The organism is Salinispora mooreana (genome assembly GCF_000379065.1).
Taxonomy (GTDB): domain Bacteria; phylum Actinomycetota; class Actinomycetes; order Mycobacteriales; family Micromonosporaceae; genus Micromonospora; species Micromonospora mooreana.
In genome coordinates this window covers 530,673-556,810 of record NZ_KB900614.1, presented here as the reverse complement: position 1 = coordinate 556,810, position 26,138 = coordinate 530,673, and the positions used below count along the sequence as shown (strand labels likewise).

35 protein-coding genes and 1 tRNA gene are annotated in these 26,138 nt (G+C 67.5%); 18 read left to right on the top strand and 18 right to left on the bottom strand.

All coding sequences use genetic code 11. From position 1 onward, the window contains the following. Positions 1-163: 163 nt before the first annotated feature. Positions 164-2,902, bottom strand: coding sequence for a pyruvate dehydrogenase (acetyl-transferring), homodimeric type (gene aceE, locus SALPAC6_RS0102630; protein WP_018251901.1), 2,739 nt, complete (start codon positions 2,900-2,902; stop codon positions 164-166). Between the two features lie 192 nt (positions 2,903-3,094). On the opposite strand from aceE, the gene SALPAC6_RS0102625 reads away from it, so the two are divergent. From SALPAC6_RS0102625 to SALPAC6_RS0102595, 7 genes are all read left to right on the top strand, one after another. Continuing rightward, positions 3,095-3,499, top strand: a complete 405-nt coding sequence (locus SALPAC6_RS0102625) for a YjbQ family protein (protein WP_026189260.1) — start codon at positions 3,095-3,097, stop codon at positions 3,497-3,499. 168 nt (positions 3,500-3,667) lie between these two features. Then, a complete protein-coding gene (locus tag SALPAC6_RS0102620; RefSeq protein ID WP_026189259.1) occupies positions 3,668-4,150 on the top strand; it encodes a MarR family winged helix-turn-helix transcriptional regulator in 483 nt (160 codons plus the stop codon). Positions 4,151-4,201: 51 nt separating this feature from the next. Beyond that, entirely contained in the window at positions 4,202-6,601 is a 2,400-nt protein-coding gene (locus tag SALPAC6_RS0102615; RefSeq protein WP_018251898.1) for a thiamine pyrophosphate-dependent enzyme, read from the top strand. 108 nt (positions 6,602-6,709) lie between these two features. After that, entirely contained in the window at positions 6,710-7,147 is a 438-nt protein-coding gene (locus SALPAC6_RS0102610; protein WP_018251897.1) for a DUF3052 domain-containing protein, read from the top strand. A gap of 74 nt (positions 7,148-7,221) precedes the next feature. Beyond that, a complete protein-coding gene (locus SALPAC6_RS0102605) occupies positions 7,222-7,689 on the top strand; it encodes a peroxiredoxin (protein ID WP_018251896.1) in 468 nt (155 codons plus the stop codon). A gap of 78 nt (positions 7,690-7,767) precedes the next feature. Further along, a tRNA-Val gene (locus SALPAC6_RS0102600) sits at positions 7,768-7,839 on the top strand. A gap of 242 nt (positions 7,840-8,081) precedes the next feature. Continuing rightward, positions 8,082-8,912: a tyrosine-type recombinase/integrase gene (locus SALPAC6_RS0102595; protein ID WP_018251895.1), complete on the top strand. Its 831-nt coding sequence runs from the start codon at positions 8,082-8,084 to the stop codon at positions 8,910-8,912. A gap of 12 nt (positions 8,913-8,924) precedes the next feature. Here SALPAC6_RS0102595 and SALPAC6_RS29905 read toward each other — a convergent pair whose 3' ends face one another. Then, positions 8,925-9,116 (bottom strand): hypothetical protein, encoded by a 192-nt coding sequence (locus tag SALPAC6_RS29905; protein ID WP_223874388.1) that lies wholly within the window; start codon positions 9,114-9,116, stop codon positions 8,925-8,927. A 610-nt stretch (positions 9,117-9,726) separates the two neighbouring features. On the opposite strand from SALPAC6_RS29905, the gene SALPAC6_RS25270 reads away from it, so the two are divergent. The 10 genes from SALPAC6_RS25270 to SALPAC6_RS0102545 all read left to right on the top strand — a co-directional run bounded on the left by SALPAC6_RS25270 (position 9,727) and on the right by SALPAC6_RS0102545 (position 13,799). Then, positions 9,727-9,945, top strand: a complete 219-nt coding sequence (locus SALPAC6_RS25270) for a hypothetical protein (protein ID WP_018251893.1) — start codon at positions 9,727-9,729, stop codon at positions 9,943-9,945. Further along, entirely contained in the window at positions 9,929-10,447 is a 519-nt protein-coding gene (locus SALPAC6_RS0102580; RefSeq protein WP_018251892.1) for a DUF6879 family protein, read from the top strand. Before SALPAC6_RS25270 ends, SALPAC6_RS0102580 begins: the two co-directional genes overlap by 17 nt. Further along, complete coding sequence (locus SALPAC6_RS0102575) at positions 10,428-11,288, top strand: helix-turn-helix domain-containing protein (protein ID WP_018251891.1); 861 nt, start codon at positions 10,428-10,430, stop codon at positions 11,286-11,288. The genes SALPAC6_RS0102580 and SALPAC6_RS0102575 overlap by 20 nt, the downstream gene beginning before the upstream one ends. Before the next feature lie 80 nt (positions 11,289-11,368). Continuing rightward, positions 11,369-11,599 carry a hypothetical protein gene (locus SALPAC6_RS25265; RefSeq protein WP_018251890.1) on the top strand — a complete coding sequence of 77 codons (231 nt, stop codon included), beginning with the start codon at positions 11,369-11,371 and terminating at the stop codon, positions 11,597-11,599. Then, positions 11,599-11,826 (top strand): hypothetical protein, encoded by a 228-nt coding sequence (locus SALPAC6_RS0102565; RefSeq protein ID WP_018251889.1) that lies wholly within the window; start codon positions 11,599-11,601, stop codon positions 11,824-11,826. The genes SALPAC6_RS25265 and SALPAC6_RS0102565 overlap by 1 nt, the downstream gene beginning before the upstream one ends. Then, the gene (locus tag SALPAC6_RS25260) at positions 11,823-12,044 is read left to right on the top strand and encodes a hypothetical protein (protein ID WP_018251888.1); all 222 of its coding nucleotides are present in this window, start codon (positions 11,823-11,825) and stop codon (positions 12,042-12,044) included. The genes SALPAC6_RS0102565 and SALPAC6_RS25260 overlap by 4 nt, the downstream gene beginning before the upstream one ends. A gap of 2 nt (positions 12,045-12,046) precedes the next feature. Continuing rightward, positions 12,047-12,238 (top strand): DUF397 domain-containing protein, encoded by a 192-nt coding sequence (locus SALPAC6_RS0102560; RefSeq protein WP_026189258.1) that lies wholly within the window; start codon positions 12,047-12,049, stop codon positions 12,236-12,238. Positions 12,239-12,300: 62 nt separating this feature from the next. After that, positions 12,301-12,435 carry a hypothetical protein gene (locus SALPAC6_RS30675; protein ID WP_018251886.1) on the top strand — a complete coding sequence of 45 codons (135 nt, stop codon included), beginning with the start codon at positions 12,301-12,303 and terminating at the stop codon, positions 12,433-12,435. Positions 12,436-12,544: 109 nt separating this feature from the next. Then, positions 12,545-13,351: a hypothetical protein gene (locus tag SALPAC6_RS0102550; RefSeq protein WP_018251885.1), complete on the top strand. Its 807-nt coding sequence runs from the start codon at positions 12,545-12,547 to the stop codon at positions 13,349-13,351. Continuing rightward, the gene (locus SALPAC6_RS0102545) at positions 13,338-13,799 is read left to right on the top strand and encodes a type II toxin-antitoxin system VapC family toxin (protein WP_018251884.1); all 462 of its coding nucleotides are present in this window, start codon (positions 13,338-13,340) and stop codon (positions 13,797-13,799) included. The genes SALPAC6_RS0102550 and SALPAC6_RS0102545 overlap by 14 nt, the downstream gene beginning before the upstream one ends. Positions 13,800-14,004: 205 nt before the next feature. Here SALPAC6_RS0102545 and SALPAC6_RS0102540 read toward each other — a convergent pair whose 3' ends face one another. The 6 genes from SALPAC6_RS0102540 to SALPAC6_RS0102515 form a co-directional block, all read right to left on the bottom strand. Continuing rightward, positions 14,005-14,259 (bottom strand): hypothetical protein, encoded by a 255-nt coding sequence (locus SALPAC6_RS0102540; RefSeq protein WP_018251883.1) that lies wholly within the window; start codon positions 14,257-14,259, stop codon positions 14,005-14,007. Beyond that, positions 14,256-14,573 (bottom strand): hypothetical protein, encoded by a 318-nt coding sequence (locus SALPAC6_RS0102535; protein ID WP_018251882.1) that lies wholly within the window; start codon positions 14,571-14,573, stop codon positions 14,256-14,258. Before SALPAC6_RS0102535 ends, SALPAC6_RS0102540 begins: the two co-directional genes overlap by 4 nt. Before the next feature lie 20 nt (positions 14,574-14,593). Further along, entirely contained in the window at positions 14,594-15,412 is an 819-nt protein-coding gene (locus SALPAC6_RS0102530; protein WP_018251881.1) for a peptidoglycan-binding domain-containing protein, read from the bottom strand. 141 nt (positions 15,413-15,553) lie between these two features. Continuing rightward, positions 15,554-15,862, bottom strand: a complete 309-nt coding sequence (locus tag SALPAC6_RS25255) for an H-type lectin domain-containing protein (protein WP_018251880.1) — start codon at positions 15,860-15,862, stop codon at positions 15,554-15,556. Between the two features lie 9 nt (positions 15,863-15,871). Continuing rightward, complete coding sequence (locus SALPAC6_RS0102520) at positions 15,872-18,088, bottom strand: hypothetical protein (protein ID WP_317889026.1); 2,217 nt, start codon at positions 18,086-18,088, stop codon at positions 15,872-15,874. Positions 18,089-18,130: 42 nt separating this feature from the next. Beyond that, positions 18,131-20,059, bottom strand: a complete 1,929-nt coding sequence (locus SALPAC6_RS0102515; protein ID WP_018251878.1) for a phage tail tape measure protein — start codon at positions 20,057-20,059, stop codon at positions 18,131-18,133. A 140-nt stretch (positions 20,060-20,199) separates the two neighbouring features. Here SALPAC6_RS0102515 and SALPAC6_RS0102510 point away from each other — a divergent pair, with 140 nt between their 5' ends. Further along, complete coding sequence (locus SALPAC6_RS0102510; protein WP_223874414.1) at positions 20,200-20,850, top strand: hypothetical protein; 651 nt, start codon at positions 20,200-20,202, stop codon at positions 20,848-20,850. Here SALPAC6_RS0102510 and SALPAC6_RS0102505 read toward each other — a convergent pair. The 10 genes from SALPAC6_RS0102505 to SALPAC6_RS0102460 are packed head-to-tail and all read right to left on the bottom strand — an operon-like array spanning position 20,844 to position 26,073. Continuing rightward, positions 20,844-21,053: a hypothetical protein gene (locus SALPAC6_RS0102505; protein ID WP_018251876.1), complete on the bottom strand. Its 210-nt coding sequence runs from the start codon at positions 21,051-21,053 to the stop codon at positions 20,844-20,846. The genes SALPAC6_RS0102510 and SALPAC6_RS0102505 overlap by 7 nt on opposite strands. Then, on the bottom strand, positions 21,050-21,598 hold the full coding sequence (locus SALPAC6_RS0102500) for a DUF7426 family protein (protein ID WP_018251875.1): 549 nt from the start codon (positions 21,596-21,598) through the stop codon (positions 21,050-21,052). Before SALPAC6_RS0102500 ends, SALPAC6_RS0102505 begins: the two co-directional genes overlap by 4 nt. Continuing rightward, positions 21,598-22,368, bottom strand: a complete 771-nt coding sequence (locus SALPAC6_RS0102495) for a phage tail tube protein (protein ID WP_026189257.1) — start codon at positions 22,366-22,368, stop codon at positions 21,598-21,600. The genes SALPAC6_RS0102500 and SALPAC6_RS0102495 overlap by 1 nt, the downstream gene beginning before the upstream one ends. A 19-nt stretch (positions 22,369-22,387) precedes the next feature. Then, positions 22,388-22,840: a minor capsid protein gene (locus tag SALPAC6_RS0102490; RefSeq protein WP_018251874.1), complete on the bottom strand. Its 453-nt coding sequence runs from the start codon at positions 22,838-22,840 to the stop codon at positions 22,388-22,390. A gap of 7 nt (positions 22,841-22,847) precedes the next feature. Beyond that, on the bottom strand, positions 22,848-23,201 hold the full coding sequence (locus tag SALPAC6_RS0102485) for a hypothetical protein (RefSeq protein WP_018251873.1): 354 nt from the start codon (positions 23,199-23,201) through the stop codon (positions 22,848-22,850). 2 nt (positions 23,202-23,203) lie between these two features. Further along, the gene (locus SALPAC6_RS0102480; protein ID WP_018251872.1) at positions 23,204-23,545 is read right to left on the bottom strand and encodes a hypothetical protein; all 342 of its coding nucleotides are present in this window, start codon (positions 23,543-23,545) and stop codon (positions 23,204-23,206) included. After that, the gene (locus SALPAC6_RS0102475; RefSeq protein WP_018251871.1) at positions 23,532-23,939 is read right to left on the bottom strand and encodes a hypothetical protein; all 408 of its coding nucleotides are present in this window, start codon (positions 23,937-23,939) and stop codon (positions 23,532-23,534) included. Before SALPAC6_RS0102475 ends, SALPAC6_RS0102480 begins: the two co-directional genes overlap by 14 nt. 12 nt (positions 23,940-23,951) lie before the next feature. Beyond that, entirely contained in the window at positions 23,952-24,269 is a 318-nt protein-coding gene (locus tag SALPAC6_RS0102470; protein WP_018251870.1) for a hypothetical protein, read from the bottom strand. Next, complete coding sequence (locus SALPAC6_RS0102465; RefSeq protein ID WP_018251869.1) at positions 24,269-25,330, bottom strand: major capsid protein; 1,062 nt, start codon at positions 25,328-25,330, stop codon at positions 24,269-24,271. The genes SALPAC6_RS0102470 and SALPAC6_RS0102465 overlap by 1 nt, the downstream gene beginning before the upstream one ends. A gap of 29 nt (positions 25,331-25,359) precedes the next feature. Beyond that, positions 25,360-26,073 carry a hypothetical protein gene (locus tag SALPAC6_RS0102460; RefSeq protein ID WP_020493532.1) on the bottom strand — a complete coding sequence of 238 codons (714 nt, stop codon included), beginning with the start codon at positions 26,071-26,073 and terminating at the stop codon, positions 25,360-25,362. Between the last annotated feature and the right edge of the window lie 65 nt (positions 26,074-26,138).

Genomic DNA, 26,138 nt, shown 5'->3' with positions numbered 1-26,138 from the left:
TCCTGGCGTCACCCGTTCCGGCGGTGGCCTGGGGTCCTAGCCAGGGATCCGGGCCACCGCCACTGGGTAGCCCGCACCCCAGTAGGGGGCGGATGGAACACCTGGAGAGACGACGCCGGCCCGGCGCGGAACACTCCACGCCGGGCCGGCCGTTGACCATCGGTCAGCTGTCGCCGCCGGTCTCACCGACCGGGGCGGCCCCGATGTCATCGATGGCGTACTTCTTGGCCGCCTCGGCGGGAACCCCCGTCGGGACCGCGCCGCGGAGCGCGAGCTGCCGCAACGTCGCGACCACAATCGACTCCGCGTCCACGTGGAAGTATCGACGCAGCGCGTGCCGGGTGTCCGACATGCCGAACCCGTCGGTGCCGAGCGAGGTGTAGTCGCCGGGCACCCAGCGGGCAATCAGATCCGGCACCGCGCGCATCCAGTCGCTGACCGCGACCTTCGGCCCGTCGGCGTCGGCCAGCTTGGTCGTCACGTACGGCACCTGCTGCTGCTCGGTCGGGTTGAGCAGGTTGTGCTCCTCCGTCTGGACCGCGTCGCGGCGCAGCTCGGTCCAGGAGGTCACGGACCAGACGTTGGCAGCCACCCCCCAGTCCCGGGCGAGCAGGTCCTGCGCCTTGAGCGCCCACTGCATGCCGGTGCCGGAGGCGAGTAGCTGTGCTGACGGGCCGTCCACCTGGGGTGCCGGCGCGTACCGGTAGATACCCCTACGGATGCCCTCGACATCAACCTCCGCCGGCTCCGCCGGCTGCACGATCGGCTCATTGTAGACCGTCAGGTAGTAGAAGACGTTCTCCTGCGCCTCGCCGTACATGCGATGCAGGCCGTCCTCCACGATGTGCGCGATCTCGAAGGCGAACGCCGGATCGTAGGCGACCACCGCCGGGTTGGTGGCGGCGATCAACAGCGAATGACCGTCCTCGTGCTGGAGGCCCTCGCCGTTGAGCGTGGTCCGTCCGGCGGTAGCGCCGAGCAGGAAGCCCCGGGTCATCTGGTCGGCCGCCGCCCAGAGCCCGTCCGCGGTCCGCTGGAACCCGAACATCGAGTAGAAGATGTACATCGGGATCATCGGCTCGTTGTGCGTGGCGTACGCGGAGCCCGCCGCGGTGAAGGAGGCGACCGAGCCGACCTCGTTGATACCCTCGTGCAGGATCTGCCCGCCGCTCGCCTCCTTGTACGACAGGAACAGCTCCCGGTCAACGGAGGTGTAGCGCTGGCCGTGCGGCGAGTAGATCTTCTTCGTCGGGAAGAGTGAGTCCATCCCGAAGGTACGGGCCTCGTCCGGGACGATCGGCACCCAGCGTCGGCCGAACTCCTTGTCCTTCATCAGGTCCTTGAGCAGGCGGACGAAGGCCATCGTGGTGGCCACCTTCTGCTTGCCGGAACCGCGCTTGACGTCGCCGAAGCTCTTTGGCCCGGGGATGGTGAGCCGCTTCGTGCCGGGCCGCCGCGAGGGCAGGTAGCCGCCGAGCTGCCGGCGGCGCTCGTGCAGGTACTCGATCTCGTCGGACTTCGCCTCCGGCCGGTAGTACGGCGGCAGGTAGGGGTTCTCCTCCAGCGCTTTGTCCGGGATATCCAGGTAGAGCCGGTCACGGAATGTCTTCAGGTCATCCAGCGTCAGCTTCTTCATCTGGTGGGTGGCGTTGCGCCCTTCGAAGTGCGAGCCGAGCGTCCAACCCTTGATGGTCTTGGCCAGAATCACCGTCGGCTGCCCGGTGTGCTCCACCGCGGCCTTGTACGCCGCGTAGAGCTTCCGGTAGTCGTGGCCACCCCGCTTCAGGTTCCAGATCTCGTCGTCGTTGAGGTGCTCGACCATCTTGCGGGTCCGCGAGTCGCGGCCGAAGAAGTGCTCCCGGATGTACGCCCCGGACTCCGCCTTGTAGGTCTGGTAGTCACCGTCGGGCGTGGTGTTCATCAGGTTGACCAGCGCGCCGTCGGTGTCCCGAGCGAGCAGCGGGTCCCACTCGCGGCCCCAGACGACCTTGATGACGTTCCAACCGGCACCCCGGAAGAACGCCTCCAGCTCCTGCATGACCTTGCCGTTGCCGCGGACCGGCCCGTCCAGGCGTTGCAGGTTGCAGTTGATGACGAAGGTGAGGTTGTCCAGCTCCTCGCGGGCGGCGGTCCCGATCGCCCCCAGCGTCTCCGGCTCGTCCATCTCGCCATCGCCCAGGAACGCCCACACGTTCTGGTCGGAGGTGTCCTTGATGCCGCGGTGGTGCAGGTAGCGGTTGAACCGGGCCTGGTAGATGGCGTTGACGCCGCCGAGGCCCATCGAAACGGTGGGGAACTCCCAGAAGTCTGGCATCAGCCGGGGGTGCGGGTACGACGGCAGCCCACCGCCGGGGTGCGACAGCTCCTGGCGGAACCCGTCGAGCTGGTGCTCGCTGAGCCGCCCCTCGAGAAACGCCCGGGCGTACATGCCGGGGGAGGCGTGCCCCTGGTAGAAGAGGTGGTCGCCGCCCCCCGGGTGGTCCTTACCCCGGAAGAAGTGGTTGAAGCCGACCTCGTAGAGCGAGGCCGAGCTGGCGAACGTCGAGATGTGCCCACCGACGCCGATCTCCGGCCGCTGGGCCCGGTGCACCAACATCGCGGCGTTCCACCGGATGTAGGCACGGATGCGTCGCTCGATGTGCTCGTCGCCGGGGAACCAGGGCTCCTGCTCTGGGGCGATGGTGTTGATGTAGTCCGTGGTCGTCAGGGATGGCACCCCGACCTGACGCTCGCGGGCTCGTTCCAGCAGACGCAGCATGACGTAGCGGGCGCGCTTCGTCCCGCGCTCGTCGATGACACCGTCGAGCGACTCGACCCATTCACCAGTCTCGTCGGGGTCGATATCCGGAAGCTGGCTCGGCAGACCGGCACTGATCACCGGGCGCTTGCGTTCCGTGGCCACAGGCGTTCCCTCGGTTGGATTTTGGTCAGGTTATAGCGTCATCCTGCCTCGTCGAGGCGCTCCCCGTCACTTCACTCGCAGGAGACGCGATGCTCGACACAGGTACTCGTCGGTAACCTCATTCGGGGGTGGCCTGACGGTGTCTCGGTGTCACGGGTCGGCCGGGACGGGCTGCGGGGCAGAATTCAGCACATGCGTACCGAAGTGATAACCGTGCAGACCGGGTCACGCCTCACCGTCCGGAACATCACCGCCGAGGCGGACCGGTTCGTGGTCGGACAGGGGGACGGCCTGCTGCACGTCTTCGTGCCCCACACCACCGCCGGGCTCGCGCTCATCGAATTCGGCTCCGGGTCCGACGACGACCTACGTCGGGTGCTCAACGACCTACTGCCCGCCGACGACCGGTGGCGGCACCGGCACGGGGCCCCCGGTCACGGGCGGGACCATCTGCTGCCCGCCTTCCTGTCGCCGTACGCGACGCTGCCGGTATGTGCCGGGCGGCTCGCGCTCGGCACCTGGCAGTCGCTGTGCCTGGTTGACCCAAACGGGGACAACCCGACCCGCCAGGTCCGCTTCTCATTCCTGCCCGGCTGACCGGTCCCAACGACCTTGGCAACCGGTCCCAACGACCTTGGCAACCGGCCCCGACGACCCGGCTGGTCGGCCTCGACGAGCAGAATCCTCGGGCCGGGTGTGGGTTCCGATACCCGTCGTTTCGAGGAATTGACCACCTCAACTGCTGTGGCGGGTAGGGTGCCGGTCATGGCGCATCGCACCATCCGGCGGGCCGACTCCCCCGAGGGCAACCGGTCGGAGCTGGCTGGGGACGCCATCCGCCGGATCATGCAGGTCGCCTCGACCATCCAGCAGGACCAGGAAGCCGACATCACCCGGCTGGGGCTCACCCCCGCCGTGGCCCGCGCCCTGTACGAACTCGACCCAGACCGGCCACTGCCCGCCCGCGAACTCGCCGAGCAGCTGCGCTGCGACCGGTCCAACGTCACCGCGCTGGTAGACCGGTTGGAGACGGCGGGTCTGGTCGAGCGCCGGATCGACCCTGCCGATCGGCGGCAGAAGTCACTCGTGGTGACCACAGCCGGGCGGCGCGTGCGCGTGCGCGTCCACCAAGCGATGTCCGATTCCCGGCTCCTCGCGGGTCTCAGCGATCAGGAAATCAGCGACCTGCGCGTCCTGGTGACCAAGATGTCCGACTGCGGCTGCCCGGAAGTCGGCGAGGCGGAGTAGACCGGTCCGCCTCCGTCGTGTCCCACTGGGCGCTCCGGGCCTCGGTCGGTAATGCTGTCCGGCGTGACTACCCAGTACGATCTTGACGAGCGACTCCGGGCGACATTGGGGACACTGGTCGCCGGCGGACGTCGTCGTCGGGATCCCTCCCGGCCGGTCCGCGAGGAGGCGCCGCTGACCGGCGTGCGGGTCCTGGAGCTGTTCGACGCCCAGATCGTCAGCCGCCAGCTCGATCTGGCCGGCCGCTGGCTCCGTAGCTTCGGCGAGGGCTTCTACACCATCGGCTCGGCCGGCCACGAGGGCAACGCCGCTGTCGCCGCCGTACTTGCGCCGACCGACCCGGCCCTGCTGCACTACCGCTCCGGCGCGTTCTACTGCGTCCGCGCTGCCCAGGCCGAAGGTGATCACACGCCGGACGAGTACGACCACGCCGCTACCGCCACCGGCGGCGCGGTCGCGAGCACCTGGGGTGCGCCGGCAGACGGCGCGGAACGCTCCCTCGCCCCGGGGTATGCCGAGGCGGCCCGCGACGTGCTGCGTGGGATGGTCACCTCGGCTCGAGAGCCGATCGCCGGCGGCCGGCACAAAGTCTTTGGCCGCGCCGACCTCGCCGTCGTGCCAACCACCTCCACCGTCGGCTCGCACCTGCCCCGCGCGGTCGGCCTGGGGCTGGCGCTGGAGCGGTCGCGCCGGGTCGACGGGGCGGACCAGGGCACCGCACCCGACAGCGCGCCGTGGCCGCCAGAGGCCATCGTGCTCTGCTCCTTCGGCGACGCGTCGGTGAACCACGCCAGCGCCACCGCCGCCCTGAACACCGCCGGCTGGTACGACCACACCGGGCTACGCCTGCCCGTCCTGTTCCTCTGCGAGGACAACGGCCTCGGCATCAGCGTGCGGTCACCGCAGGGCTGGGTCGGGGCGGCCCTGCGCGCGAAGCCGGGGGTCCGCTACTTCACCGCCGACGGAACTGACCTGGTCGAGACGTACGCGGTGGCGGCGGAGGCGGTGCAGTGGGTCCGTCAACACCGTCGACCGGCCGTGCTGCACCTGTCGACCGTCCGACTGATGGGGCACGCCGGTGCGGACGCTGAGAGCGTGTACCGCACCACCGACGAGATCGCCGCCGACCTCGAGCGGGATCCGCTGCTGGTCACCGCCCGGCTGCTCACCGGGGCGGGCGTCGCCACCGGCGCGGCACTGCTGGCCCGGTACGACGAGATCGGCTGGCAGGTCCGCCGGATCGCCGAGGAGGTGCTGGAGGAGCCGAAGCTGGCCGATCCGGCGGCGGTCCTCGCCCCGCTGGCACCACGACGGCCGGGCCGGGTCGGCCGGGCCATCGCCGCCGCCGCGGCCCGTGCCGAAGGCCCCGGCGCCGCTGCGCGGGCCACGGCCTTCCGCGGAGAGGTGCCCGAACTGGCCGGCCCGCTGACCCTCGCGCAGAGCATCAACGCCGCCCTCGCCGACGGTCTGCTCGACCACCCACGAATGGCCGTGTTCGGCGAGGACGTCGGGGCGAAGGGCGGGGTGTACGGGGTGACGAAGGGGCTGCGGGAGCGCTTCGGAGCAGCCCGGGTCTTCGACACCCTGCTCGATGAGACCTCGCTCCTCGGGCTTGGACTGGGCGCCGGGTTGGCCGGGATGCTGCCGGTGCCGGAGATCCAGTACCTCGGGTATCTGCACAACGCCGAGGACCAACTGCGCGGCGAGGCCGCCACCATGCAGTTCTTCTCGCAGGGCGCCTACCGCAATCCGATGGTGGTCCGGATTGCCGGGCTGGCGTACCAGCAGGGGGTCGGTGGTCACTTCCACAATGACAACTCGGTCTCCGTGCTCCGGGACGTCCCCGGTCTGGTGGTCGCGGTGCCGGCGCGGCCGGACGACGCCGCACCCATGCTGCGCACCTGCCTGGCCAGCGCGGCGGTGGACGGTAGCGTCTGCGTCTTCCTGGAACCCATCGCCCTCTACCACACCCGCGACCTGCGCGCGGAGGGCGACGGCGAGTGGCTCGCCGAGTACGCGGGCCCGGGTTCCTGGGCGAGCGCACAGGTGCCGATCGGTCGGGCCCGCGGCTACGGTGTCGGCTCGGCCGGAGACATTACGATCATCACCTTCGGCAACGGGGTGCGGTTGTCGCTGCGTGCCGCCGCGGTGCTCGCCGAGGAGGGGGTCGGCAGCCGCGTGGTTGACCTGCGTTGGCTGGCGCCGCTGCCGGTTGCCGACCTCATCCGGGAGGCCACCGCTACCGGCCGGGTCCTGATTGTGGACGAGACCCGGCGGTCCGGCGGTGTGGGAGAGGGGGTTATCGCGGCCTTGGTCGATGCCGGATACGTCGGAGCGGTGCGGCGTGTTGCGGCAGCTGACTCGTTCGTACCATTAGGCCCGGCGGCCCGTCAGGTTCTGGTCACCGAGGATGCCATCACCCAGGGTGCCCGCACGCTTCTGGCAGGGTAAATTCCGTTCCACCCGGTGTGCCACTTGCGCGCCGAGCCGCAACTGTGTGGACTTGGCTCACGACGTTGACCGACGCCGTGAGCTGGACGAAAGAGGAGGCACGCGACAGTGAGCGCGACCGCTGGTCAGGCCGCCGACGGGGTACGCAGCCTGGCGGACCGGTTCGGAATCGAGCCGGGGATGGTCGTCATGGAGATGGGGTACGACGACGACGTCGACCAGGATCTCCGAGACGCACTGACCAACCGCTGTGGGGAACTGGTTGACGAGGACACCGACGAGGTGGTCGACGCGGTACTGGTGTGGTACCGGGACGGCGACGGTGACCTTTTCGAGCTGCTCGTTGATGCCCTCGGCCCGCTGGCGGACAGCGGAATCGTGTGGCTACTGACGCCGAAGGCCGGACGTGAGGGGCACGTGGAGCCCGGCGAGATCGCCGAGTCCGCGCCCACCGCCGGTCTGCAGCAGACCTCCACGATCAACGCTGGCCGGGACTGGAGTGGCGCGCGGTTGGTGCTGCGCCGTGGGTCGAAGAGCAAGAAGTAGCTGACTCCGTACCGCTCAACTCCCGCCGTATGGCAGGCTTTCCTGACGTTTGACCCGACCGCAAGGAGTTCCGTATGTCCATCGAGGTTGGCGCGCAGGCGCCGGACTTCATGCTCAAGGACCAGAACAACCAGGAGGTTCGGCTCGCCGACTTCCGAGACAAGCGCGCGGTGCTCCTGGTCTTCTACCCACTCGCCTTCTCCGGTGTCTGCCAGGGTGAGCTGTGCGAGGTACGGGACAACCTGAACCAGTACGTCAATGACGACGTTCAGGTGCTCACCGTCAGCGTTGACTCGGTGTATGCCCACAAGATCTGGGCAGACCGGGAGGGCTACCAGTTCCCACTGCTCTCCGACTTCTGGCCGCACGGCTCGGTCGCCCAGGCCTACGGGGTCTTCAACGACGTCGCCGGCATCGCCAACCGGGGCACCTTCGTCATCGACAAGGCGGGTGTGGTCCGTTTCGCCGAGATGAACATGCCGGGTGAGGCCCGTGACCAGCAGGGTTGGCGTAAGGCGCTGGCCGAGGTGGCGGCCGCCTGACACCGGATCGGCCGTCGGGGCGGCGCCGGTGGCGGCAGGGTAAGCTTGCCAGCCTCCGGCCCGTCTCACCGGCGCCCGGGGCGCGTAGCTCAGTGGGAGAGCACTCGCCTTACAAGCGAGGGGTCGCAGGTTCGAAACCTGCCGCGCCCACCCTGTACCAACAAAGGCCCGATGACCTGCGGAAACGCCAAGGTCATCGGGCCTTTTCTTCGCCCCGGACACTGTCTCGATCTTGCTTAGCCGCTCACGCAGTACTCGCTTAGAAGAATTCATGGGCGTACCATGTGTCGATGGTGAGACATTCCCGGCCCGACCCGGGCCATCTTCGCCCCTTCATCGACTCGTTCGTCTTGGACCTACGGATACGCGGCAGGAGCGCCCGAACTCGCGAGATGTACGCCGACGCTGTTTCCTGGTTCGGTGGCTGGCTGATCCAGCACAAGCCCGTGCAGTCCTGGGCGGAGGTTACTCGTGATCATCTGCGCGCGTTCTTCCTCTGGCTCGCTGACCAGGAGTACGCCGCGTCCTACCGCAACAACATCGCTCGTTGCCTCCAGCAGTTCTTCAAGTGGCACGCGGAGGAAGAAGATCTACCGGACCCGTTCGAGCGCTTCGTGCCGCCAGCCGCCCCGAAGCTGGGGGAGAAGCTGGTACCGGTTCTGGAGCTTGCCGACATGCAGCGCCTGGTCAAGGACGCCGAGGACGGGCGTGACTTCGAGTCTCGTCGGGATGCCGCCGTATTGCGCATGTTCGCCTGTACGGGGGTTCGCCTCGCCGAACTCGCCGGCCTGGAGATTGGCGACGTATCGGTAGCGGACCGGACCGCAATCGTCACTGGTAAGGGCGACCGGCAGAGAACAGTCAAGTTTGATTACAAATGCGCCCAGGCGGTTGACCGGTACAAGCGAATCCGAGCCAGCCACAAGGCGGCCAATCTGTCAGCTCTATGGCTGGGAGTGCGTCGTCTTGAGCAGGGTATGACGCCGTCTGGCATCTACCAGGTCATCGCCCGCCGTGGCGAACGACTCGGCATCAAACTGCACCCGCACATGTTCCGACACACCTTCGCACACCGCTGGCTGGATGCCGGCGGCGCGGAAGGCGACCTAATGGAACTGACCGGGTGGGACTCACCGCAGATGCTGCGGCACTACGGGGCATCCGCTAGGGCGGCCCGGGCTCGCCGGGCGTATGACCGCGTCGATGTGATGGGTGGCACTTAGCGAGTTGCTGTGTCAGCGATTAGCTGACTTGGGTAGCGCGCCATGGTCGGCGAGATCCTTGACGGCGGCGCTGTAGCCACACCACCAGCGGATATCGCCCGCATCATCAATCCAGCGACGGATATGGCCTACCACGAGCAGGGCGGAGCTGGCGATGCCAAGTAGGGCATCGGCGAGCATGAGGCCCCCCATCCCAACGGTCATAGGCGCATCGTGGCTGTAGACCGTGGCGGCCAGTACGGCGAGGATCGCGATCGTAAGGAACCCTGTGAGACTGCCAATGAGTATCAGGGGCGGGCGGCGGCGAGGTGGCTGAGGCTGACGCATGGCGTGGTAGATGACCTCCGCTGAGTGTCGGACAAGGAACGTGAGTCGAACATATGTGCTACCCAGATGGCCAGGGTTCTCGTGGCGTGTCGTGGATGAGTGCTGGATTGGGGGTGGTGGTGAGCGACGGGGTCACGTCGGCTTGTGACGACCCGTCACCGCTTGATCACATTGCCGGTCAATTGTAATAGCAGATCCACAATCGACAGGCAATACGCGCGAGCGGGATTCGCGTCTTTTGTGGCTAATTAAATGTCCGACACGCATAGGCTGAGGCGAAATCCGCTAGATCCAAGGGCCGCGGGTGTACGGGAATGCATACAGTGCGACGCGCCTGAGGCGACCACACGCACAGGTGACGGCGTGACGTGCGGGCGGGAGTGCTGGCAGCTGCGAGCGGACAGCCCGGGCTCTTGACGTCAAGGCAGTGCTGCAACCACGCTGGCGGCATCGCAATTCATCGCAACGAGCATGACAGGGGACGATCATGCGCTTAACGTTCATGGGCAAGGACCCGAAGTCGAATCCCACAGGCTCGCCCACCGTGTACCGCACTGACCGAGGAAGCTGGGTCGTTCAGGGGTGGATCGTCGAGGACCCAGTGGCGTTGGAGCAGATGGACATTCCAGAGGGGGAGACGTGCGTGGAGATCCCGGATCGGATGCTCCAGTTCTTCAGGCAGGACAACCGTGACCTCGATCAGTAGCGACGAGTTCGACCGCCTGCTGCGGACCTTCGAGCACGAGTCGAGTCACCTGGAAACCCGGGACTCCTACGGAACCTCGGTTGAGCTGCCGTACATGGCCAAGTGGGCGGCCGGAGAGCCCGACGACCTTGCCTGGTTGGACGACTGGTGCGCGACCCTGCGCCGGCATGTAGCGGCTGGCAGAACAGCACGTCGGGCGCGGATTGTCTCCGAGCCCCTTAGTGACTATCAGCGTTGGTCGTTCAGCATCGCCCACCCGATGGTCGACGCGGGCGAAGACATTCGCTGGGTTCCCCGGCGCCTCGTGTCGTCCATCGGCATCCCCGGTAACGACTTCTACCTGTTCGATGACCGCCTGGTGGTCTTCCTGATCTACAGCGGCGATGGGCTGAACGCCGCCTACGAGACGTCAACCGATCCGGCGGACATCAAGTTGTGTCGCACGTCGTTTGATGCCGTGTGGAAGGTGGCCGTACCTCACCATGGCTACCAACCCGCCTAGCGCCGCTCAGCAGGCACAAGAGGCGCTGGGTGTTCGTCTGCGTGAGCTCCGCAAGGATGCGGGGCTCACCGGGCGGGCACTCGCCACGGCCACGGGCCAACACTTCACCCGAGTCAGCAAGATCGAACATGGGGTGCAGCCCCCAACCGACCATGACATTCGGACCTGGTGTCAGGCGTGCGGCGCGGACGACCAGGCCGACGACCTGATCGCCACCTTGCGGGCGGTTGAGTCCGCCTACCTGGAGTTCCGGCGGCAGGCCCGAGCGGGCATGAAACGGGTTCTCGGAGCGCACACGGTGGCGCGGTACGAGCAGACCACCCAGTTCCGCATCTATGAGCACAACGTCATCCCCGGCCTGTTCCAGACCGCCGACTACGCCGCCGCCATGCTGTCATTTTGGATCGGCATCCTCTCGGCCCCCAATGACCTCGACGAGGCCATCGCCGTGCGCATGGAACGCCAGCGTGTGATCTACCAGCGGGGCAAGAGGTTCGTCGTCGTCTTGGAGGAGCAGGCACTGCGAACGTGGTTCGGGTCGGCGGAAACCCAGGCCGGACAGCTCGACCGGCTGCTCGCGGTGATGTCCCTGCCAAACGTATCGGTGGGGATAATCCCGATGATGATCGAACGCCCGGCAGTAGCGTCCGCTGGCTTCTGGATGTTCGACAACTCGCTTGTCGCGCTGGAGACGCCCACCGCCAGCCTCGAAGTCACCCGGTCGCAGGAAATTGACCTTTACGGCCAGATGTTCGAACAGCTTCAGGCGAGCGCCCTCTACGGGGCTCCCGCCCGCGCGTTGGTCATCACCGTGCTATCCCAGCTCGACGGACGCAACTAGTCGCAACATCGTTGAGCACCAACCTGCACGATTCGTAGCCTTCTGATCACGGAGCATTCCACGGTGACGGAGGCGAATTCGTGACGACCATTCGCAACGCTTGGCGGTGGCTCACTGGCCATACCGCACCTACACCGACCATATTCCGCCGACCCCGGAGCCGACCCGCACGGCTGGACGCGGTCGGCCCCGCCACCCGGTACGCGGCGCGGGCCGGCGCCTACCGCCCACTGTGGGACCAGCCGACGGTGATCTTCGACAGCCGTCCGCTGCTGACCCCGCTCGCCTGGCAACGGGCCAACCAGCGGTGATGGCCACCGGTGCCCGGCCCCGCCCCGGCCTGTCGACGGTCCAGCTGCGTAATCGGATGATCCTGTCCGCCCGGCGGATCATCACCGAGCACTGGCCGCGCGTGGACCGGTGCCCGACCTGCGGGTCCGGGTGGCCGTGCCCGCCCACCAAGACCGCATACGGCTACCTGACCTCGGTCGGGCAGGGCAACTGGGCGCCCCCGCAGCGCGCCGGGAGCCGGCGGTGACACCGGCCGAGGTGACCGTCCGCCGCTGGTGGCGGGACCTGAACGAGCACCAGCAGGTCGACGGCCGCTGCCCCGTGTGTGGCACCCCGCGGCGGTGCTGGCCCTGGGCGGAGGCATACGCCGGACTCCTCACCTATGACCTACTCGGACCGCCCCCACCACCCCGTACAGATGTCCGGCCGGATGAGACGGCCGGCGAACGAAAGGTTGATTCATGAGCATGAACGAGCTGACCTGGAAGAAGCCGATGCGCTGCGACAACAGCAGCCCGAACTGCGTTGAGGTTGCTGCGGACGAGACCGGCCGCCGGTTCGTGCGCGACAGCAAGAACCCCAACGGCCCCGCCCTCGCCTTCACCCCCGACGAGTGGGACGCGTTCGAGGGCTCGATCCGCGGCGGGCAGACCTTCTGACCCGCAGGCCCGGGGCCAGCGTGATGCTGGCCCCGGGTCACCCCCGCTATCAGGGAGGCGACGTGAAACCCGCAACCGATCCGGCCGTACAGTGCCTGGGCTGTGGTCAGCCGTGGGCGCCGAAGACGGTTGACGCGGTGCTGGCCGAGGCGTACGCCGAGCTGTGCGCGGACCTTGAAGAGCGCACGGCGGGATAGCCGCCGGACACGACGAAGCGCCCCGTTTTCTGGGCTGCGCGTGACCTCAGGGTGCGGTGGGCCGTTATGCCGGTACGCCGGGTCGGACGACTGTGACATGGTGGGTGGTATGAGCACGGAACTGCGGGTCACGCTGCCGGGTCCGGAGGGATCGGCAGATGCACGGCGCGCGCTCGCGGTGCTTGACCGGTTCCTCGCTCTGCTTACACGCCTCGAAGACGCCGCCCTCAAGCGGCCTGTCTCCCGCGGCCACACCACGTGGAGTTTCACCGAGGTGCGCCTCGGTAGCCTCGTCACCACGCTTGCCCCGAACCGCCTCGCCGACGGCGCTACGTCCGTGACGATCAAGGAGCTTGCCGGCACGACGATTATGGGTCTAGCCACCGCTGAAGATCAGGAAGGGTTGCCCTCCGGGTGGACCCTGCAGGCCGCACGGTCCGGGGCGGATCTGGCGCAACTGCTCGGCCTTGTCGTATCCGACGGCTTGGTCGTGGAGTTACTCGAGGACGGCGAACCTCGAGGCCCGCGGGCCATGGTGACGCGACAGGCCGCTAAGAACCTGGCTGCGGCGGTGAGGACTCGGCGGTATTCCATTGGGTCAGTAGTTGGCCGCCTCGACGCGATCTCGGTACACGGCAGCCGCGAAGCCGGGCTGTGGCACGAGCGTACTGGGGACAGGATCGCGGTCACGTTCGACTCGAGCCAGACCGACGAGATCCGGTCGGCGCTGGGTGAACGCGTCGAGGTGGCCGGCCGGCTCACCCGCGACGCCGAGGACCATCCCATTAGCATCAAGATGAGGTCACTTGACGTGCTACAAGGGGCACCGGTTACTGACCTGATCGGCCTTGACCCCAATCTCACGGGCGGCATGGACCCGGTGGACTACCTGAGGGAGATCCGTGACGCGTCCTGACCGTCCTTCCTCGGTTTACCTCGACTCGGACACCCTCATCTACGCCATCACTGGAAAGGATGGCTGCGAGCCGGTCCTTGCGGTGCTGCGCCTAGCGGAAGCCAGGAAGTTGGAGGTCGTGATCTCCGACTTGTCGTACGTCGAGGTGAGGGGCTGGGGTAAGAACGATCCCTACCCACCCGAACTTGACCTCAGGTGCCGAGATGCCCTAGACAGCACCAACTTGGTGCGGGTCGAGTTTTCCCGGCGGATCGCCCTACGGGCACGGGAGTATGCCTACGTGCACCACCTGGGCAACTACGACGCAATCCACCTTGCATCGGCTGCGGAGGCCGGCGTCAACGTGATGATGACCTGGGATAAAGGTCTGCTGCGGACGAGGCGTGTGGACGGCATCTGGATCGAGGAGCCGTACGAGATCGGCGAGCCGACCCTGTTTCCTGCCTGAACCCGGCAAAGAGCGTGTCTCGGATGGCCCGACACGACGAAACGCCCCGCCTGGCCCTGAGGCTAGGCGGGGCGCTGTCTACAGCACGAACCCCCGCCCAACTAGGCCATGCATGGCCAGAGCCTCGGGGCTCTTTCGTCAGACGGGGTCGCGCGGCTTGGTCGGCGCCGGCCGGGACGTCACCGGCGGCACCGCATCGGCGATCCTACCGCCCCGGCGCCTCATATCGGGGCGCTGCCGGCGTGCCGAGCAGCACCCCCAGCCACGGCCACCGTGCCTCGGCCACCCGGACGAGGGCGTAGTAGGCGCCCATCGTTAACGCGACCACGCCGGCCGTGAGGGCGGTGGATGAGTCGCCGTCGAGGACGATCCCGGCTTGCGAGGCGAGCCAGGCGAGTAGGGCGCCGACGGCGGCGGGGACGGCGGTACGAATCACGCTGATCAGGTAGTCGTGGGTCATCGGGGCTTCCTCTCGGGGGTGGTGTCGGCGCCGACCTGCTCGGCGATCCGGCCGACCTGGTCTTTGAGCGAGCTGCCGCCGTTGGGGCGCAGCTCCTCGAGGGCGTCCAGGCGGCCCTCGATGCGGCCGACTCGGGCCATGAGTCCGGGCCGCCCGTCGGGGAGGCCGGGGCGGGGTGGCTCGCCGACGAGGTCGTCAACGAGCCGGGACACCTTGCGGCTGGTGGTCAGCGTCCCGCGGCCGGCGCGGCGCAGCACCTCGCCGGCGGCGCCGACGGCGGCGATTACCGCCGAGATGTAGAGCAGTGTCTCCACCGCGGACTCCTGACGTGCGGCTAGGTGATCGGGTTGCGGTAGGCGGCGTCCCACGTCTTGCGGCCCAGCAGCCCGTCCACGCGGAGCCCCTGGTCGGCCTGGAATGCGGTGATCAGCTCCTGGTACTCCGGCCCGTACAGGCCATCTGCGCCGCTCTTGCGCAGGTACCGCTTGCCCTTGCCGGCCGGCCAGCCCCGGCGAGTGAGCTGCTTAGTCCAAGCGGCCAGCCACTGTCGGTCCGACTTGCCGTTGAATTCTCGCCGGTAGTAGCCCGACACCGACCGATGCCCACCATCACGAGGGCCGAAGTAGTAGCCCCCCGGCAGGGGAAACGTCACCGCCGGGCCGGGTGCCGGCCGTACCGGTGCCGGGGTCGGCTTGCCGAGCTGGTCCAGCCGCCAGTTTGTGCCCCGTACCGTGTCGGCGGCCTGGGTGAAGTCAGAGTTCACGTGGCAGTGGCTCGTGTGCCGGTTCGAGCCGGTGTACGCGTGGGTGGCGAAGTTGTTGCGGCGGTGCCAGATCCGGCCCTGGTAGATGATGTACCGCACCCACCACAGCGCGCCGGAGCGGGCAAGCTTCACCCACAACTGCACGACCTGCTCCATCGTGACCCCGTCCGGGTCGCGTAGGTCGGCGTCGAAGTCTCGGGCCCGTACCTCGTCGACGTTGTCGCCGTCGCGATACTCCGGCCGACCGGTGCGGTCCGGGTTGTGACTCGACGGGTAGCGCTGGTGGGCGGTGTCGCCGATCGCACCGTCCGATCTGGTGTCCCGCTTGGGGAACCGCCGGTTGAGCTGATCACGGGCCTCATCCAGGTTAGGTACTACTGTCCATGCCATCAGTGCTCACCTCCAGGTCTGGCCAGTCGGTTTGCTCGGGGTCGGACCAGGGGTCCGGGATCGGTTTCCCGATGTGCTGCTCCGGGTTCTCACTCGGGATTGGGTGTGGAATATTGGTGGCCATGTCGCTCCTTTAGCGCCTTATAGGACGGCAATCCAATACACTGGAATATCCTGCCAATCGACCGCTGTAGTGAAGCCGTCACCGTCATACAAATACAGCGTGAATCCCGTTGTGGTGACGTCGAACGGCCGGGAATCCCAGCGGAGGGCAACGGAGTCGAAGGTTGCGATCTGTGTTGTTACGTGCGGCGGAGCCGTGAACGGTTGGGCGAATATGACGGGCCGAATGACTGCGGATTCGTTGGTGAAAGACACCTTCACCTCGCCCGATTCGCGTTTCCCCAGCCGTGCTGACGTAAGCCGCATCCCCGACTGCCAGTGCGTCATGCTGTCTCCTTACAGGGCCGCTACCGCTGGCGCCCATACGTCCACTTGGGTGCCGTCTGACCACGCCCGCGAGATGCCGTTGACCGCCCGGACATACAGAGTCACCGTCTGCGTGAGCCCATTGCCGGATATGGCAGCCACAGTGGCACGTTCTCCACCAGTGCCTTGGTGGCCGCCGATCCGTAAGTCGAGCGGAAAGTCTGATGGATCCGTTGTCCACGGACCATTTGCGATGGTTGACGTCATCGTCAGTGTCAGTCCGCTTTCGGACACGGCTGCGATGGTTGACCCGTCAGCAGCGACCCGCTGAGCGCCGTCTGCTGCGGCCACGTCCCATCGGGCCGCCGGCTCGGTAGCAAGCTCGGCCACCCAATCTCGCCGGCCGGTAATCGTTTCCCGAGCACCCACGATCACCTGATCGATCGTTGACGCAGGTGCCGCAGTTGGGGCGTTAACTACCCGCACCCTGGAGCCAGGTCGGCATGCTACCCAGTCGGCGGCTAGCGCACGGCTTGCGTGGTTGTGTAGCCGCATGCTGATCTTTGGGTAGCGCACACTCAGACCACTCGCGATGTGCAGCCGCCAGGCAGCGTGGTCCTGGAGCCGATCATCCGTCGCCAGGCTGATTCCGCCCGGCACGGACCCAGCGATCTCACCCCTGACAGCGACCGACTCCCTGTCGATGGCAGTCGCTGATGACCCGCCGATCCGCTCCACAGTGATGACATTGCGTAGCCGCTGGTCGTCGGCGACCGGCTCGAGGTCCCCGCCGAGGCGCCGGGCCGCGCTGTCGATGGTGAGTGCCGGCTCCTGGTTGTAGCGGGACGCACGAGGCACGTATCCGAGCCCAAAGCCGGACTCGTAGATCAGACCCAGGTCGGTTGTTTCGCACTGCTGGTACAGGGCGAGGGGCGCTCCGTCCGGCTGCGGCCCCATCCGCATGACCATTGACCTGTCCACGGCCGGCATGTCAAGGGGAACGCCGTCCTCGGCGCACAGCCGAGCCAGCCGGTCATGCGCCGTTTCGTTGACCCACCGCTGATGCGGGTAGACCGTTTCCCCATAGCCGTCAATGGGCTGGACTGTCGCGGTCATGCCATGCACGCCGAGATGTGGGGGAGTTGCGGTGTCCCACACCTGCACCTGCGTCACCGCGAGCGCCGTTACGTCGGTGGCACGCGGATTGACGGTCACCCGCGTGACCCGGCCCAGCGTTACCACCCATCTGTCGTCTTCGACTTTGATGCCGTCAACCCAGAGTCTCAGCCCAAGCCAGATGGGCGAGTCCTGCCATGCCTCAACCCGGTATTCGCGCAGTGTTGGCGAGTCGTCATACAGGCTCACGAACTGGACCCACGTACCATCGGCAGCCCGCCCCCAGAGTCCCGACTCATTCATGGGGGTGGCATGCCGGTACTCCCACTGGGTGAATGACCCGCCAGGCGTTTCCCACCGCAGCATGGCGTACGTAGACACCGATGTGACCGGGCGAGCCACCCAGCACACCGACCATTCGAGCGGGTCCGAGGTGCCCGCCGGCACCAGCCCCGTCAAGGTTCCCCCACTCATGCTGGCGGCCCGGTTCCCCCCGGCGGTCGCGGGCAGCAAGCGTGACCCGAAACCCAGTGACAGCCCGCTGGAGTTCGCGACGATGTCACTGGCCAGGTCGGCGAACCGCACGTCGCCGGTGACTGCCATCGGGCGTCCGTCAGGTAGCCCAGAGGCAGCCTGCGTGGCGTTGACGCGATCCTCGCACGGCCAGTACGCGAGCAGCCCCGACAGGGACCGTGAGGTGATCATCCGTCGCCATGGGGATGCACTGGCCGGGGTGCCGCGGCTGAGCCGGCCGAGCAGGCCCACCGCCTCGACACGGGCCACCGCCAGCTTGCCGGAGCGGCCCGGCCAGGTTACCGGCCACCGCCGCACATAGCCGGAGAACCGGTTACGCCAGCCGCCGCCGTCTCCGAGGTCGATATCCACACTGATTGGCACCCAGGTGTCGATGTGAGGCCAATGTGGGGAATCGAGGTTGCCGGCGGTGAATCGGCCGTCGGTGTTGTTCAGCGTGATTTGAAGCGTGCTGGTTTCCGCCTGTTCCGCGCCGGGCTGGCGACCCCACTCGATTTCGATTGGATCGGGGGCGTGCCAGTATTCGGTGACATCGGTCCACGTCCAGGCGTCGGCGCCATCGGCAATGGTCGCGCCGAAAGCCAGCCTGATCCGCACACCGAGCGAATCCCCGTCAGCCCAGCCCATACCTGCGGCCCCCTACTGGTTGGATCCGATGACCTGCTGCACGTTGCCGCCGCGGCCGGCGACCTGCTCCCGCAGCACTAGGACCAAGTCCCCGCCGCGAATCCGGAACTCCCCGGTGAGCAGCAGCCGTATCAACCCGGCCACGGCCGACCCCGACGTGAGGGGTTGGATCGTGGCCCCACGGTTGAGGTACGCCAGCTCGGGCCCGCGTTCGCCGACTACAGCGAGACCGGGCGCGAGAGCGGTACCGCCCTTCGCCAGGTACGGAATGTCCGGGGTGGATAGATTCGCGCCACCCCACACTTGGCCCAGACCCGGCACGGAAATCCCGGGAATGCGGAATGACAGCCGGTTCCATTTACCGATAATCCAGTTCAGGGCGGACTTGAAGGCGGCCTTGAGCCCGTCGAAAAGTCCCCGCGTCGCCCGTCCAACCCGCCCGGGAAGCCCGGTCACCCAACGCAGCCACGCCGAGCCCTTATCGACGATCCAGTCGAAGACGGCGCGGCCCAAGTTACCGACCTTGCGCCAGGTCCCCGAAAACAACGACCACCACTTCCGTACCCCGGAAGCGAGTATCCCTATCGCCCATTCCCAGCCGTCAACAATCCAGTTCAGCACCCATTCAGCGGCGGCCTTGATACCACCCCACGCGGTTTGCCATAGGTCCTGGAACCACGTCGTTTTCGTCGCAATCCACACGATCGCAGCAACGAGGGCGATAATGCCCAGCACGATCCACCCGATTGGACTGAGCGCCATCACCACGTTGAGGGCCGTCTGCACCGCCACCCACGCCTTGGTAACCACGATGATCGTGCCAATCACCCCGGCGAGGATGCCCAGCCCGGTCGCCAGCGGCACCACCCAATCACTGTTTCGAGACAGCCAACCCAGCATGTCACCAAACACGGTCAGGACCGTGCGCTTGAACGACAGCAGCCGCTGAACGGTGGAGTCCTCAAGCGTCTTACTGAGCTGACCTGCCGCCCCCTCAACCGCGCCGAGGGCCGACGTGGCCGATGACGGGTCTAGCGCGAACAGCGCGTCTTGCATGTCGACAAACTTCTCGCCAGCGATCTCCGCGGCGATCTCTGCGCGTTTCGCCGGGTCCTTCACCCCCCGCAGTCGGTCGAGGATGGTGTCCAACGCACCTGCGGCGCGCTGGCCGCCGGCGGCGAAGTCGGCGGACATATGGTCGGCGCTCAATCCCAGTGCCGTCAGCCCCTCGGCGGCGGCGCCGAGTGTCACCCGGTCGTTGATCTCCTTGATCGTGTCGGCGACCACGTCGGCGTCACGAGCACTACCCTGCAGCCCTTGCTGGATGAGTCCGAGCGCGGCGGCGCCATCCAGGCCCACCGCCCGGAACTGGGTCCCGTACTCGACCATCGTTTCCAGCAGATCGCCGGAGAGATCCTGCGTGCCGTCAAAGCCACGGGCGAGCATGTCCAAGGCGTCGACCGCACTGCCCGCCAGCCCCGCCTTGACCATCTGCCCCGCGGCCCGTGCGGCCTGTGTGACGTCCTGGCTGTAGGTGGTGGCCAAGGCCTGTGTTTTGACAGTGATGTCCTCGATGACCTGCGCGTCGGCGTCCTTTGGCAGCAGGCCAGAGGCCATGACCGCGCGTGCGGCGTCCATCACCGCAGTAGCGGTGTCGCCGAACCCTCGTCCATAGGCCGCCCCGGCGGCCTCACCGATGCGCGCGGCCAGCGCCGGGTCACCGATCTGTGCGGTCAGCTTCGTCCGGGCTGCGTCCAGTTGTAGGCCCCCGAGCAGGCCGGCGCCGAGGCCAGCGGCGAGCGCGGCACCGAGGACGGGACCGTACTGCTTGGCTCGGTCACCGAGCCGCCGCATCTTGCCCTCGGCGGCCTGCATGCCTTTGGCAAGGTGCGTGTCGTCTGCCTCGAGATAGGCAACCAACTCGCCGAGCTTTAATGCCATGTCGGTCACCTCTAACGGGGTGCGCCTTGAGTACGGTGCTCGCGTCACCAGCGAGTCACGGAAGGTTGAAGATGAGTCAGAAACGGAAACCGTCGACAGCCGTCGTCGTACTCAGTGCCGTCGCCGGGGCGCTGACGCTCGTGCTGTTCGCCGGCCTGATTGGCGGCCTGTTGTTCAGCGACGACACCGAACTCGAGAACCTTCCCGCCTACACCGTGGTCGATCAGGAGGGTGGGCACATTACCGTCGAGGTGGATCAGGTGCTTACCGCCGACCAGGTAGAGGCCATCGGCGCCGATCTGCGGAGTAAGCAAACCAGGGAGACCGGTTACATCGTGACCGTCAACTGCTCCACCGGTGGCAGCGCGACGGTCGACAACCGGCTGGCGAACGTCCGGTTCGGGATCGGCACGCTCGGCAGGGCCCGAACCGGTCTGGACGACGGGCAGATCGACGCCCAGCTGAACCAGGACCGAACCTGCCCCGCATCGGCTCCCCCCGCCGTCAACGCCACAGGTCTACCTATGCCCGACAAGGAAAGCTGGGATGCGTACATCGCCGCTCTCAAGGAGATCGACCCTGCGATCGTCGGAACCAAGGACGAGAGGGCTTTGATTAGCCGAGGTCGCAGCCAGTGCGACAGTGTGAAGAATCGGCCGGACGATCATTCTGGACTTGTTGAGTCGACGAACCGACGGTTCACCGCACCCGATTACCCGGATGGGTTCGGCGAGGCGAAGGCCGAGAAGATCCTTGCCGTGGTGCGTACGTACATCTGCCCGACTTACTGACCAGGTATCTCGGGGAGTTCGGGCTCGGGTGCGAGGGCTCGGTAGGTGCGGGTGTCGGCGGCGAGTAGGCCGCGGATGCGTGTCTGGAGCCACCGCCAGGACCGGGTCTGCATCAGAGTCCGGTCCTCAACGTCGATGCCGTACACGTCGTGCAGGTCGGCCTCGATAAGCGCCCACTGTGCGAGTAGGGCACTCCAGGTCACCCCGCCTTCCGGCGCCCCCTGCTCTTGCGCCCGGGTTTCGGCGGGGATGTCGTACCACTCGTAGAGGTCGGTGGCGGGGTCGTGTCGGCCTCGGCCGTAGGGCTTCCGCCAGTCCGGGCCCGGTTCTGCGCCCGACGTGCCTGTCGGTTCGTCGGGCGTGGGGCTTCCGGGCGGCCCCCGGAGGTCCAGTACCGTTCGGCGGCGTCTTCGCCGCCGATGATCCAGATGTAGCCGGTCTGCCCGGCAAACTGGATGTACGGGTCCTCGACACCGTCGGCGGCCATCTGCTTGTAGACGTCGCCGAGGACCCGCTCCGGAAGACTGAGGTCACCCGGCAACTGCGGTAGGGCCTCGATCCGGTCAACAGCGGCCTGTATCTCCTGCTCGCTGCTGGCGTTGTGTACCTCTCCGGTTACCTCGGCCAGACGGCGGCACCACAGGCCCAGCTCGGCTGAGGGCAGCGGCAGCGTGTACTCGCGGCCTCGGACTGTCAGCGTGAGCCCTGGCGACCAGTAGGCGTCCAGGTCGTGAAGCCGGGTGCCCATCAGGCGTAGGTGTAGTCGTCGGCGGGCGTGTCCGTGCTGGTCCCGGCCGTGGTGGTGACCTGGACCTGGACGGTGCCGGCGAGGCCGGCGGGCGGGATCGCCACGATGTGGCTGTCGGAGACGACCGTGTAGCCAACGGCCGGTGTTCCGCCAAACTCAACCGCGGTCACATCGGTGACGCCGTTGGGCCGGTAGTGCTGCCCGTAGATGTCTACGACCTGGTCGGATCCGGCCGTCGATCCGGTGGCCGGGAAGATACTGGTGACCGTCGGAACCAAGGAGCCGGCAGGGTTGGTGATGTCGGTGAGCTGGCCCTGCCCCTGCAACACGATGTCGATGGTCTCCCGGCCCTTGCCGCCGCTGGGTGCCCACGACTTGACGTAGACGCGGCCCTCGTGGGAGTTGCCGTCGTCGAGGCCCTCGCGGTTGTACCAGCGGACCCCGAACTCGGCGTTCCCGGTGCTGGATGTCCGGAGAGCCTTGAATCGGCTGCGGAGGAACGCCTGCACGGCGTCGATGGCGGTTCCGGCGAGGTTGGTCGACCAGGCGATCTTGGCCTCGATGCGCCAGGCGTAGCCTGTGACCTCTTCCCGCATTGCGCCGGTGTCGTCGTAGACCTCGTCGTCCTCGGTGCGCAGCTCTTCCAGCAGCTTGGCTTCCTCGATGCCCATGAGCTGCTGGTATGCGACGGTCGGGTAGGTGGCGGTGTCGATGTCGAGTCGGTGCGTGCGGGCCAGCTCGGTGACCCGGGTGGTCGGGGTGGTCGCCATGGGATGGCCCTGCCTTTCGTCAGTCGGTGCGATTGAGCGTCGGGCGCATCGCCTCGACGTAGTAGTTGCTGGACGACTCCCACCGGCGGTTGGTGTCCTGGCCGAGGGAGGTGTGGTTGCGGCGGGTCACGTCCACGACCTGCACCGTGCCGAGGGCGGTCCGGCCGAGGCTGTCAAGCGCCTCGAAGACGGCGTCGGCGATGTCTTCGACGCTGCGCGGGTCATCGGGCACGCCGCGGCAGCGCACCTGCACGCCAATCGTGTGGTCGGCCATGCCGGGCAGGTCGTCGCCGAGCGGGTAGGCGGCGAGGGTGATCAGCCGGTCCGGGTGCTGCGGGATGGCGCGGATGACGATGGCCGTCTCACCGTCCGTGTAGGCGCCGGTTGTCCGCCAGGTTCCGGCGCCACCAGTGTGGAGCAGCTCGGCGAGGCCGGTCAGCAGTTGCGAGGTCCAGCCGTCACCGAGTGCCATTGCGCCCTCATCCCTTCAGCGGCTTCCCAGCAGCCCTCGCGATGAGGGCGAGCATCACGTCCCGCTCCGTCGTCATCGGCTGCTCTAGGTATTTGGCTTGGCGGCCGTCGTCGTGCCGCAGGGTGAGGTCCTCGTGGTGCCTGACGGCGTATGGCCTGTCGTAGGACACGGCGACGGTGCCGGAGCCGGGGTCGCTGGATACCTCACCGGAGCGCTCCAGGTCGCCCTCCTCGTGCGGGACGAGCCCGGAAGATGTCTGGAGCAGGTGCTCCCCGGCGACCAGGAGGCCGTCCATGCTGGCGTCGGATAGTGCGGCGAGCACCCTGTCTCCGTCCCAGGTCAGGCCGTACCCCTCAGTCATGGCTACTCCAGGTTCAGCTCGACGTGCTCTGGTAGGGGCAGCCCGTGCGCGAATAGGTCGGAGCGGGCCAGGACCCGTGAGGTTCGGCCGGCCCAGGTGACCCGGGATCCGGGGGGACAGACGGTGCCTGGCGGGCAGTAGACGGTGGTGGAGCTGACCTGTTCGGTGCCGGCTGCGTCCTGGGTTTGTACCCGCACCAGGCGGCGGGTCTGCTCTACCACGCACGGCGTGACATCGGCCGGGTCGGCGAACACGTCCCCGTAGGCGCCGGATCCCTCGTACGCCTGCAGGCTGACCGTGGCGGGGGTGGGGACGTGGACGGCGACGAATTCAGTCCAGTCCATGCCAGGGCTCCTGCGGTCCGTGCCCGGTCAGTCCGGCGGCCTGGAGTGTCTGCCATGCCTGCGGCCACAGCCCGTTAATCTTGCGTGCTTGTTGGCTGGATCCGCCAGCACCCTGCCCGCCACGCACCACGCTGACCTTCCCGATCGCGAAGCTCGCGGTCGGGGGCATGGCGCCGGTGCCGGTGATGTCCCCGGCGGCGACCATCCCGGCGACCTGCTCACACGTGGCATCCCGCAGGGCAGCGATCACATTCGCATCCGTCGCGTCGTAGACGGCGCACAGCAGCGCCCGGTCGACATCCCTGCTAGCGCGGGTGAGCAGCAGCGCGGCGAACGCGCCGGACGGCACCGTCACCGGGTAGGCGGCCAACTCTGCCTCGGTTGCGTACGCCACGCTGCTGCCTCCTCACTCGGGCTTCGGCCCGTACCTGTCGATCAGGTCGGTTTTGGTCATCGCCTCGGCCTCGTCCGGACCGGCGTCGTGCACCCTGACCGCGTAGCCGACCCATTCGGCCTTGACCGCCGATGGTGCGGGCGGCTCGTCGGCGAAGCCCACGCTGGCGGTCGCGGGCTCGACCTGGTAGCCGCCGTGTCGGCGGAAGTAGGCCAGGGCCCGGCGGTAGTCAGCCGGGTCAACCTCAGCCATGCCCTGGACGAATGCCACTCCAACGACCTCGCCGGTAACCGCAATCGGGGCGGTAACCCTGACAGTCGCCATCGCCATCACTGCACCTTGACCTTGCGGAGCACACCGCAGGCTTTGGTGTTCTTGAGCACCATCGCGGTCGGGCCCATCTCCAGTTCGCCGGTCTTGACCGCGCCCGCCCGCATGAAGTCGGGCATCCACGTTTCCACCAGCGGCTTACCCGCCACGGATGCGCCGTGCAGCGCGTCAAGTCCGAGGCTGACGGCGTACAGGTCGGTCAGGCCGGTGATGTCGCCGCCGCCCCCACCACCGTCGGCGTCGGCGGTGTAGATCGGCACGATCGGAGCGGAGCCCTGCATGCCGTCGCCCAGGTCGACCAGCGTCCAGTCGCCGTAGCGTTCGACCCGGCGGCCCAGGTCGTCCTTGTCGGCGGTGTAAAGACCAGCCCACCGGGCGAGCGCCCGGATACGGGTGATGGACTTGGTGTTACCCAGCAGGGCCCGCTCACCGGGAGGTAGGGCGCCGGGTGCACCGAGGTCACCACCGCCGGTCTTCGACGGCACGATCTCGGCGAGCATCGCGTCGAGCTGGTCCAGGGCCGCCATCGCCAGGGCCTGGGTGGTGACGGTGGATGACCGCCAGTCCAGGTAGCCGTCGGCGACCCCGTTGGCGAGCGGGTCGTACTCGGTGGCCGTGCCGGTCAGGGACTTGTCGAGGCCATCGAAGCCATTGACGTCAACGGCGGTGTCGCCGTTGATGAGTTCTTCCTGCCACCGCTGCTGGGTGGCGGTCAGAAGCTGCTGCATCTGAAACGTGACTTCGTTGGTCTGCGCCTGGCCGAGGTTCGCCAGGACCCGGTCGACGGTGAACGCACCGCCGTGGGGCTTGAGGTCGACGGTGTGCCTGGTCCGGGTCGCCTCGGTGGGCGTGTACTCGGTGTTGATGGCCCGGAACGCGGCGGTGCGGGGGGCGGTCAGCCGGGTGTATCCGTAGGTGAGGGTGGATCCACCGGTGGGGTTGACGGTGTCGTCGAAGACGATGCGGTCCAGGAGCCAGGAGTACCGGCGCAGGTTGTCGATCACCGCGAATGCGACGTCGTCCTGCGTGTTCACCTGGGCCTGGGCGAGGGTGACAGCCATTGCTGTGACTCCTGTTCCTGGGTGTGTGGTTAGTTGCCGTTCATGCGGGCGGCGATGGCCGCGCCGAGTCCGGCGGGGCGCTGCCGGGCGCCGGTGCCGCCGTTGTGGTCCGCTCCCTGTCGGGCCGGCCCTTGGCCTCCCAGAGCGAGTTTCGGGTTGCTCTTCACCGCGTCACGGATCGCCTGACCGACGGTCTTCTCGAAGTCGACCGCGGACGGATCCAGGGCGGCGAGCTGGCGCATGAATGTGCGGCTGTCGGTGAGCGCGTCCACGTCCGCGCCGGCCTTGCCGGCGAGTTTGAACAGCGCGTTTTCGATGGTCAGTTCGCCGATGCGGGCCTGGGCGTCGGTCAGCTCCTTGGCGACTTTCGCCGCGGTGGCGGCCGGATCGGTCTTCGGGTCGGGCTTCAGGCCCAGGGCGACCAGGACAACATCAAGCTTGGCCTGCTGGTCCTGCTCGGTCTTGAGCCGGAGTTCCTTCTCGCGTTTGGCGTCGTCGCGGGCCTTGCCCAGGTCACGCATCGCGCGGTCAGGGTTGTACTCGCCCTTGATCTCAGGCCTGCTGCTGGTGGCGTCGTCCTGGCTGGACTCGCCGGTCGGGGGACCGTCGCCGGTGTCGTCTGCGCCGTCGGATCCGTCGCCGGGTTCGGAGCCGCCGGCAGCGAGGCGGATCGGTAGGCCGTTGCGGCGGTAGCCGATGATCTGGCCGGCGCGGGCGCTCAGGCCGGGACGGGTGTGCTCCACAGGTTTCCCTCCTTGAGGGCGCAGTAAGCACCCCGGGGGCTTACCGGGGTGGTGACAGGGGTTGG